We start from the raw sequence: 7,441 nt of genomic DNA on the forward strand, positions 1-7,441 counted from the left end.
TCGCCTATGCTTCGCAGCATAAACCTTGCAAGTCACTATCAAGTTCATTGGTAGCTACGCCTTTTATGGACTTTCACCACAGATTAATAGCATGCCCGTCATACCAAAAAACGGATAAGAGTAAATTTTTCTCTTATCCGCTTTATTTTTATATTTATGCTTAGTTTTACTTTATTTATGTTTTACTAGATTAATCCCCTACTCCAAAGTCAGTATTATTATAAAGAACTTCTATATTTGGATTATCATCTAAATATTTAAATGTCTCACAATACCATTTTACAAGCTCCTCATCTCTCTTAACTGGAGTCGTATTATTTACAAATACGTTTATAGTTCCTCTTTCAAAGTAGTTTTCTACTATTTCTATGTCTCTTTTAATCATTTCCTTAGTCTGACCTTTCATACCGACAAGTAGACAAGGTGAGTTGAAATATTTTCTAACATCTTCGTAAGTCTTGAAATTAGCACATTTGTTAAGGTATCCATTTCTAAAATCATTGTCAAATGTTTCAACACCTATTTTGAATTTTACCTCTACTCCTTTGAAGAATTCCTTCATTTCTTCTAATCTGTTTTTATAGCACCAATGGCTTTCAAACCAAAGAGTTTTTATATTTTTTTCTAATACTATCTCTCTTATTTTTTCTAGAGTTTTTTTCGGAATTTCAAAGCAGCTACCAGAGTTTATAACCTCTAATACCCCAAATTCTCCTGTTATATTTTCAAGAACTTCAAAGTTTGTTTTGTTCATTTCTTCTTCATTCTGTGAGTTGTCATCTATATAATCGCAGAAAAGACATTTTCCCCATACACAAGGAAATGCTTTAAGCAATACTATTTCTCTAGGATTTTTTTCAGTTATTTTACTGTATCTATCCATTATTTCTTCCTCCGTCTGGACTTCTCCTTATCTTTTTGAAAAGGAAGCCACAAATTTTTTAGGCATTGCATTTAGACCTAAGCTCACTAGTGCAACTGCTGTAAACTTGTCCGCATAGTCAGTAACTATCTGAACTAAGAATGCTGCCATTACTTTATTCATACCTATTCCACTTAGGAACTGTAGTATATATGAAGATCCTGATGATGTTATACCGTCAAATAATACAACTGTTATTATTGCACTAACTATTGATGTAGGAATTGCGAATAATAGAACACCTAGAGGAGTTTTCATTCCTTTTAGAAGTCCTTTTTCAGCAACTATTCCCGCTAGTAGACCTGTTGATATCTGAACTGGAGCGTAGTATAAAGAGTACACGTCAAATGTTCCACTTATTAAACTTCCGCAAACCCCTGTCATCACAGCGTATTTAGGTCCAAGTAATATTGCAACCATTATTGTACCTATTGAATCCATATATATAGGTAATCTAAGTGTCAATGCTATAAACGCACCGATTATATTTAAAGCTATACCAAATGCCATAAGTGTAAGTGTTTTTGTATTAAATTCTTTTTTCTTTTCCATTATAAATTTCCTCCCATTGCTTCAATTAATTCCTCGTTTCCAGGGAATATTCTGTTCATAAACATTTTCATAGTTTTTTCTGAGTCTACTTCAGTTAGTACTAAAGCATTTTTTTCTTTTTTATAGAAGTCGAATTCATCTACTATTGTCATTCCAATAGCTTTTCCTGCTTCCTCTACTTCAACAAAATACTCTTTTCCACTGCATATACTCTTATCTATGAAATAAGCAATTGCAAGAGGATCGTTTATAACGCATCCTATGATTCCCTCCTGATTCCAGTGGAAATCTATATAGAATCTTGTTATTTCTTTTATAAATTTGTACATTTTTTCGTTGCCTAGTCTGCTCATAAGCTCTAGTCTGTTTGGTGTTAATACAATTTCTCTTGTAACATCAAGACCTATCATCTGAACTTTTACCGGCATATTTTTGTAGACATAGTCCGCTGCATGTGGGTCAACCCAGTAGTTAAACTCTGCAACTGGTGAGCAATTTCCATTAGATTTGAAATTTCCTCCCATTGTAACAAATTCGTCTATGTTTGCAAAAGCTTCTTTGTCCACCTGTAATGCTTTTGCTATATTTGTAAGTGGTGCAAGTGCTATTATTGACACATTTTCTTTTCTTTTAAGTGTGTCCACTATAAACTGTACTCCACCTTCTTTAGGCTCAACACCTTCTACATCTGAATAGTTGTTTTCACCTAGTCCATCCTCTCCATGAGTGTCCTGTGCTGTTACAAGTTCTCTCACTAGAGGTAGTTCTTCACCAATGTATACTGGTATGTCTGTTCTTTCACATATTTCCAGTACTTTGATTGCATTTTTTGCACCCATTTTTGCAGGTACGTTTCCACTGCATACCGTTATTCCCAGAATTTCTAATTCTTCAGATTTTATCGCAAGCATTAGAGCTAATGCGTCGTCGATTCCTGGGTCGCAGTCGATTATTACTTTTCTTCTTTCCATTTTATATCCCTCCTTTTATTATTGCAAAGGAGAACTATACGACTTTTTTGCAACAAAAAAAGCCATATCAAAGGATACAACTTTATATACTGCCACTATATAAGATCCTTAGTTTTTTATACTTGGAGTTCTCGAACAAGTCCCAACATTCCTAATATTATTTTTCAGAAACGTTGGATTTTAAAGGTTTATACTACTTTAGTATATTGAATTTTTAGCAAATGTCAGAAGAATCCGCAGAAAAATTATATTATCCACAGTTTTTCAATCTTTATTTTGCTACTTTATATATTATATATGCTTTTTGTTTTCTTTTCAAGAACTCTTTATATTTTAATATTTATAACATTTTATTTTAACTAGTTATTTATTTTTCGCCAAAATTCGCCAAAAATATTTTTGGCGAAAAAAAATACCATGTGATTATTTTTCACATAGCATTTTTTATTATTTGTCTATTTCATATAATTTAATATCAAGTTTTTTCTAAAACTCTACTCCAAGAATATCAAGTGCATCTTCAACACATTCTATCTCAAGAGGGAAGCCTGGTCCCTTTTCTCCGTCGATATCTGTTCCTAAATCATCGTCACAATCTATTCTAACTTTCTTAGTCTTAAAGTATAATATTTCATTGTCAGTTTCAAAATCTAGATGTTCACCTTTTAGCACACCTATTAAAACTGGTAATAGCTTTGGAATAGGCATTCCTTTGAATATTATAACATCTAAATATCCGTCATCTACCTCAGCCTTATACGCTAAATTTATGTTTCCTGCTGTCTTTCCATTAAAGACAAGCATTAAATACATATTTCCAGAATAACAAGTTTCTTCTGATTGAACGTCTATGTGAAATTCTCTCATAGATCTAGCTTCTTCAATTCCTTTTATATAGTATGTTATTCTTCCAAAAGAGTTTTTTATGTCGTTATTTATTTTCTGAGAAACATCTGTAAACATACCCGCACTAGCTACATTCACAAAGTACTTGTTATTCACCTTCCCTAAATCTATTTTCTTAGGTCTAGAGCTTATGATTTTCTTAACAGCTTCTTCAGGATCATGTTCTAATCCAAGTGCATTTGCAAAGTCATTTGCCGTACCAGATGGAATTATACCAACTGGAAGATTTATATTTCTTCTTTTTAACTCATTTACCATTAAATCAATAGTTCCATCTCCGCCACAAAAGACAACATGATCATATGATTCGTCTAAATCTTTGAAAGAAGCCGATACTGGTATATCATAGTCTAATCTATATGGTATTACTGTATATCCATTTTTTTGATATATTCTTATTATGCTATCTAGTTTACCTGCTAGTTTTTTCTCTCCAGAATTTGGATTATATATAAATTTTACTTTTTTCATACTTCCTCCCAAATTCCTAATAACCTAAGTTTTCATTAAGGAATATTACATGCATTCTATCTCCCTGAACCTGTTTTTTTATAGTAGTGTAATTGTCACAAATTCTATCTGGACTTGAACAATTTGCACACATACCTGTAGTTGCACAAGGAGTTTTTCTATTTAATCTCTTTGTATTTGCTGGAGCTGCTATTGATTTTACTCTCTCTATTGCTTCAGCTTCATTTTTAACTATTTTGTTAGCACCTACAATTACGATTACCTTATCTGGTCCATACATCATAGCAGCAACTCTGTTTCCATTGCCATCTACATTGTAAAGTTCTCCATTTTCTGTTATAGCATTAGTACTTGTGAAGTACGCATCGGCAGAAAATGATTTTCTAAATATTTCTTTTGTATCTGCTGGAGTTAGTCCTTTTTCATATCTATCAAGGAAAGTATATCTTCCTCCTCTTAAATAGTCGATTACACCTGTCTCAAATAATGTCATAGAACCACCACAAGCAACAACAGAATCTTTAGCTACTATTTTTTCTATAGTTTCTATAAGTTCTTCCTTGTTGTTTACAAGATATCCATTCATATTATTTTCTTCAAGAGCTTTTATTGTTTTTTCAATTCTTTTTTCGTTTAACCATTCTATATTTTTATCCACGTCGAACACTTCCTCACCACATTTTTTTGCAAATCAAGTTATATTTTAAAATTATAACTCAAATTCACATTATAATAATATCATATTTCTATTAACTTTACTGAATTTTATCTTCATAAATTTTTATAACTTCTGCAAAAGAATTTTCTATTTTGTTTTTATCTTCAGAACTAAAGCTACCATCCAGTCCAAGGTTAACATCATTTTCTATAACATCTAATATTTGGTTCATTCCTTCTAAAGCACCTGGTATCTTTTTATAGTCGTCATCTAATTTTTTCTTTAGTTCTTTGTCTTCTCCATCTTTGTCTAACTGAGAATATCTAAAATCCAAGTATGTTTTTATTTCTTCTTTGTCTATTGATTTAATAGCTTCTCTTTTTTCCGCTATATCATCTAATATAGATTCTAATCCTTCTTTCGATACATCCCAGTTGTTATCTTTTATTGGAGTAACAAAATCGTTGTACCATTCTAATTCTGATTCGAATCTTAAATCAGTAAATTCATCGTTCATTTCTGAAACTTCTCTTATTCTTTCTTCTGTAAGTTCTTCTTGCTCTTCATTAGTTTTTCCTTTATTGCATCCCGTTAAAATTAATGTCATCATAGCAAAAAGAATTATGATTTTTTTCATTTAATCATTCACTTCCTCTTTCGGATTTTATTTTTATTATCTTATTACCTCAACAACTTCACCATTTAATGAGAATGATCTAGGCTGAGTTATTTTTACATTTACTAATTTTCCTATTAAATTATCTTCTTTACTATCAAAGTTTACAGTTTTGTTCTGTCTAGTTTTTCCAGTGTATCTATTTTTATCTTTGGCACTTCTTCCTTCAACTAGCACTTCAACCACTTTATCCTGATAGCTATAGTTTATATCGTTAACTATTCTGTTAACATGTTCTAATACTTCATCAAATCTTCTGTGTTTTTCGTCTTCTGGAATCTGGTCTTCCATTTTAGCAGCTGGAGTTCCTTCTCTTTTAGAGTATATGAATGTAAATGCTGAGTCATATTTAGTTTCTTCTATTACATCTATAGTATCCTGAACATCTTCAAGAGTTTCTCCTGGGAAACCAACCATTATATCTGTACTGAATGCTATGTCAGGTATTTCTTTTCTAACTTTTCTTACTATATTAAGGTAGTCTTCTTTTGTGTAGTGTCTATTCATTTTCTTTAAAAGTGTACTACTTCCACACTGAACTGGTAGATGTAGGAATTCACATATTTTATCACAATCTCTCATAGCATATATTACTTCATCAGATAAGTCTTTTGGATGAGATGTCATAAATCTTATTCTTTCTAATCCTTCTATTTTGTTGACTTCTCTTAGAAGTTCAGCAAATGTCATAGGATTTTCAAGAGTTTTTCCGTATGAGTTTACGTTCTGCCCAAGTAAAGTTACTTCTTTTGTTCCATGAGCTACTAATTCTTTTATTTCGTCAATTATATCCTGTGGCTCTCTACTTCTTTCTCTACCTCTAGTGTAAGGAACTATGCAGTACGTGCAGAAATTGTTGCATCCGTACATTATGTTTACAAATGCTTTTAGTTCAAATTTTCTGTTACTGTGTAACCCTTCTATTACTTCTCCATCTACATCCCAAACTTCAACTATATTTTTTCCAGTAGTTATCTGTTTGTATAGTAGTTCTGGGAATCTATATAGGTTATGAGTACCAAACATTAGGTTTACGTGTTTGTGATTTTTTTTGATTTCTTCTACAACATGTGGCTGCTGCATCATACATCCACAAAGTGCTATTTTTACGTCTGGATTTTTTCTTTTTGTGAATTTTAGCTGACCTAGGTTTCCATATACTTTCATTTCTGCGTTTTCTCTTACTGCACAAGTGTTGTATATTATTAGGTCTGCTTTGTATAGTTTTTCAGTTCTTTCGTATCCCATTCTTTCAAGCATATATGCTAGTTCTTCTGAGTCGTGCTCATTCATCTGACACCCGAACGTACCACAGCCCACGACAGGACGACGGTGTTTTTTCTTTGCCCACCGGTCATTAAGTTTTCTAACTTTATCCATGAACACTTCCTGTTCTTCTAGTTTTTTAGGGTCTAATACTTTCTGTCTTGGTTTCTTTACTTCTTTGTTTATGTTAATTGTTTCCATTTTTTTCTCCTTTTCTATTTATAACTATCCTTTTTATTTTATCACAGTTTTGAAATATTTTTTAGATGTTATTTTTATTAGTGATTTATTTCGGAAAACAAATATATTATTTTTGTGTAAAATTATAAAAATACTTGACTAATGGTTACCATTGCAGTATAATATAATTAAAGGAGGTGATAAAAATGAGCAACAAAAAAGAGAAAGCAAAATGGGAATTAATCTTAATAAAAGTAACAGTTGTTAGTATGATAATCGAAACTATAAGCAATGTACTAACAAAAATAATAAATCTTTTTAAATAATTCCAAATGGGGAGGTTGGCTCCCTCCCCTTATAGCTTTCTCTAATATCATTATAACACGAAAGGAGGATATAAGGATGACAGAAGATAAAAAAGTTAAATTAATTAAATTTATTGTACTTTTACTTTCTGTTGGAATAGTTTTAAAATTGCTTGACTTGATTCGTATTGTTATAAATGCTTTTTAGATAAATACTTTTTTAGGAGGATTAAAAAATGGAACAATTTAAAAGAAATGTAATAATGAATAAAGCTGGTGGTGCATCTGGTAAAAATACCTATTCTTATAAGCTATCTCTTCCAGCTCGGGTTATAAAAGAATTAGGTGTTACTCCTGAAGATAAGGGTCTTATCCTTACTTTAGAGGACGGAAAACTTATAATCGAAAAAGACCACTCTGAAGAATAAAAAAATACTGCCATAGAACACCTTTAAAAGGTGTTCTTATGACAGTACCTTTAACTGACACCTAACGGTTGTCAGTTTTTTTGTATTCAAATTTAGCTCCACAATT

Annotated in this window: 8 protein-coding genes and 1 riboswitch; of the genes, 1 reads left to right on the forward strand and 7 read right to left on the reverse strand. The window is 31.4% G+C overall.

What is annotated here, in order from left to right; all coding sequences use genetic code 11:
- Positions 1 to 190: 190 nt before the first annotated feature.
- The 7 genes from ACK2WN_RS11650 to miaB form a co-directional block, all read right to left on the reverse strand.
- Positions 191 to 883, reverse strand: a complete 693-nt coding sequence (locus tag ACK2WN_RS11650; protein ID WP_300528377.1) for a radical SAM protein — start codon at positions 881 to 883, stop codon at positions 191 to 193.
- 27 nt (positions 884 to 910) lie between these two features.
- Complete coding sequence (locus ACK2WN_RS11655) at positions 911 to 1,474, reverse strand: ECF transporter S component (RefSeq protein WP_300528379.1); 564 nt, start codon at positions 1,472 to 1,474, stop codon at positions 911 to 913.
- On the reverse strand, positions 1,474 to 2,445 hold the full coding sequence (locus tag ACK2WN_RS11660; protein ID WP_329999198.1) for a nucleoside hydrolase: 972 nt from the start codon (positions 2,443 to 2,445) through the stop codon (positions 1,474 to 1,476). Before ACK2WN_RS11660 ends, ACK2WN_RS11655 begins: the two co-directional genes overlap by 1 nt.
- 102 nt (positions 2,446 to 2,547) lie before the next feature.
- Positions 2,548 to 2,591: riboswitch (PreQ1 riboswitch) on the reverse strand.
- 340 nt (positions 2,592 to 2,931) lie between these two features.
- Complete coding sequence (locus tag ACK2WN_RS11665; protein WP_201417105.1) at positions 2,932 to 3,822, reverse strand: YegS/Rv2252/BmrU family lipid kinase; 891 nt, start codon at positions 3,820 to 3,822, stop codon at positions 2,932 to 2,934.
- A 16-nt stretch (positions 3,823 to 3,838) separates the two neighbouring features.
- A complete protein-coding gene (locus ACK2WN_RS11670; protein WP_329999200.1) occupies positions 3,839 to 4,480 on the reverse strand; it encodes a lactate utilization protein in 642 nt (213 codons plus the stop codon).
- Between the two features lie 97 nt (positions 4,481 to 4,577).
- Complete coding sequence (locus ACK2WN_RS11675; protein ID WP_300528389.1) at positions 4,578 to 5,117, reverse strand: hypothetical protein; 540 nt, start codon at positions 5,115 to 5,117, stop codon at positions 4,578 to 4,580.
- Positions 5,118 to 5,153: 36 nt separating this feature from the next.
- Positions 5,154 to 6,623, reverse strand: a complete 1,470-nt coding sequence (gene miaB, locus ACK2WN_RS11680; RefSeq protein ID WP_416155660.1) for a tRNA (N6-isopentenyl adenosine(37)-C2)-methylthiotransferase MiaB — start codon at positions 6,621 to 6,623, stop codon at positions 5,154 to 5,156.
- 520 nt (positions 6,624 to 7,143) lie between these two features.
- Here miaB and ACK2WN_RS11685 point away from each other — a divergent pair.
- Positions 7,144 to 7,335, forward strand: a complete 192-nt coding sequence (locus ACK2WN_RS11685) for an AbrB/MazE/SpoVT family DNA-binding domain-containing protein (protein ID WP_416155661.1) — start codon at positions 7,144 to 7,146, stop codon at positions 7,333 to 7,335.
- Positions 7,336 to 7,441: the final 106 nt, after the last annotated feature.

The sequence above is a fragment of the Peptacetobacter sp. AB800 genome (genome assembly GCF_047807365.1).
Classification (GTDB): Bacteria; Bacillota; Clostridia; order Peptostreptococcales; family Peptostreptococcaceae; genus Peptacetobacter.

Coding starts and splice junctions, on each gene's coding strand:
- ACK2WN_RS11650 (WP_300528377.1), bottom strand. CDS start 883: ATGGATAGATACAGTAAAATAACTGAAAAAAATCCTAGAGAAATAGTA.
- ACK2WN_RS11655 (WP_300528379.1), bottom strand. CDS start 1,474: ATGGAAAAGAAAAAAGAATTTAATACAAAAACACTTACACTTATGGCA.
- ACK2WN_RS11660 (WP_329999198.1), bottom strand. CDS start 2,445: ATGGAAAGAAGAAAAGTAATAATCGACTGCGACCCAGGAATCGACGAC.
- ACK2WN_RS11665 (WP_201417105.1), bottom strand. CDS start 3,822: ATGAAAAAAGTAAAATTTATATATAATCCAAATTCTGGAGAGAAAAAA.
- ACK2WN_RS11675 (WP_300528389.1), bottom strand. CDS start 5,117: ATGAAAAAAATCATAATTCTTTTTGCTATGATGACATTAATTTTAACG.
- miaB (WP_416155660.1), bottom strand. CDS start 6,623: ATGGAAACAATTAACATAAACAAAGAAGTAAAGAAACCAAGACAGAAA.
- ACK2WN_RS11685 (WP_416155661.1), top strand. CDS start 7,144: ATGGAACAATTTAAAAGAAATGTAATAATGAATAAAGCTGGTGGTGCA.